The following is an 877-nucleotide window of genomic DNA, read 5'->3' as shown; positions in this document are numbered from 1 at the left end:
TTTGATTTTAAGATCAAGATCAAAAGATCGCAGCCTTCGGCAGCTCCTACAGGGATAGGGATTAATTAGCCACCACTGTTGCGGCACACACCCGCCACGCTGTACTTGAGCGTATTGAGCTGCCCTTGCGAGTCCTCGTAGGTCATGGCTGTCGGGACCACCGAGCAAGCCGGCTGCGGCTTCACCACGCTGACGATTTTCACCACGTCCAGCTTCATCCCGTATTCGTATTCCTTGACCACCGGCGGCGCTTTGCCCTGCTCGGCGGCATATTGCTCCATGGCTTTGGCGTTGGCGCTGAAGGCACGCTCGAAAGTGCGGTCACCGCCGCCTTCGGCCATGACCAGAGAAGACATCGCCATGACGCTGGCGAACGCGATCAACTTGCGTATTTTCATATCCATTTCCTTCCCATCCAGGCATAAAAAAGCCCAGCATCGATGCGCGATGACGGGCTTGATCAAGTGCTGTCGCTTACAGGCTCTTGCGGTTGTCGACGGTTTTTTCATTGACCACCACCGGGTTGCCGGCGGCTTTTTCCTTGGCCACGAACAGCTCCATGGAACGGTCGTTGTTGGTCATCATCCGGTCGAACGTGCGGTCGCCGCCACCTTCAGCCATGACCAGGGAAGACATCGCCAACGCCACCACAAAAGCACCCAACTGTACGATTTTCATTGTTGATTCCTCGTTTAAGTAACTGACGGGATCAAGGTAACAAGGCGTACCTTTCGTGACGGTGGCGGGGGAATTACAGATTCGTAATGTGGCACGTACGGCAGCCACACAGAAAATCTCAGGCCTGAGAAATACCTTGTGGCGAGGGGATTTATCCCCGATGGGCCGCGCAGCGGCCCCGCTCTTTATCCAAAAAAGC

General features: G+C 55.3%; 2 protein-coding genes. Both read right to left on the bottom strand.

Annotated elements, in window-relative coordinates; translation table 11 throughout:
• Window positions 1–65: 65 nt before the first annotated feature.
• A complete protein-coding gene (locus ACTJKS_RS28000; protein ID WP_041073199.1) occupies window positions 66–398 on the bottom strand; it encodes a DUF2790 domain-containing protein in 333 nt (110 codons plus the stop codon).
• 76 nt (window positions 399–474) lie between these two features.
• Entirely contained in the window at window positions 475–678 is a 204-nt protein-coding gene (locus ACTJKS_RS27995; protein ID WP_198758125.1) for a co-regulatory protein PtrA N-terminal domain-containing protein, read from the bottom strand.
• Between the last annotated feature and the right edge of the window lie 199 nt (window positions 679–877).

The organism is Pseudomonas sp. 22189 (assembly GCF_052045635.1).
Taxonomy (GTDB): domain Bacteria; phylum Pseudomonadota; class Gammaproteobacteria; order Pseudomonadales; family Pseudomonadaceae; genus Aquipseudomonas; species Aquipseudomonas parakoreensis.
The sequence above is the reverse complement of the archived record's forward strand: the minus strand, read 5'-3'. Positions and strand labels throughout refer to the sequence as shown.

Bases quoted from the DNA above. Each gene is read 5' to 3' on its own strand.
- ACTJKS_RS28000 (WP_041073199.1), bottom strand. From the start codon at position 398: ATGAAAATACGCAAGTTGATCGCGTTCGCCAGCGTCATGGCGATGTCT.
- ACTJKS_RS27995 (WP_198758125.1), bottom strand. From the start codon at position 678: ATGAAAATCGTACAGTTGGGTGCTTTTGTGGTGGCGTTGGCGATGTCT.